The sequence below is a fragment of the Mycobacterium simiae genome (assembly GCF_008370645.1).
Classification (GTDB): Bacteria; Actinomycetota; Actinomycetes; order Mycobacteriales; family Mycobacteriaceae; genus Mycobacterium; species Mycobacterium simiae_A.
Window position 1 is genome coordinate 1 of sequence record NZ_VTZN01000595.1, and the last position, 327, is coordinate 327.

Annotated in this window: 1 pseudogene; it reads left to right on the top strand. The window is 63.0% G+C overall.

The features are described from left to right. Nucleotides 1–327 (top strand): annotated as a pseudogene (locus F0Q45_RS27050) (polyketide synthase); the annotation flags it as partial.

Consider the following 327-nt stretch of genomic DNA (forward strand, 5'->3'; position numbering starts at 1 on the left):
GATGTGGTGGAGGCTCATGGTACGGGTACGACGTTGGGTGACCCGATCGAGGCGGGGGCGTTGATCGCCACCTATGGGTCCTGCCGGGATCGTGAGCATCCGTTGTGGTTGGGGTCGATTAAATCCAACATCGGCCATACTCAGGCTGCTGCGGGGGCCGCGGGGCTGGTCAAGATGGTTGCGGCGCTTAATCATGGGGTGTTACCGGCGACGTTGCATGTGGATCAGCCCAGTCCGCATATTGACTGGTCAGCTGGCACTGTTCGGCTCCTCACGGAGGCGGTGTCGTGGCCGGTGATCGATCATCCGCGCACGGCGGCGGTGTCG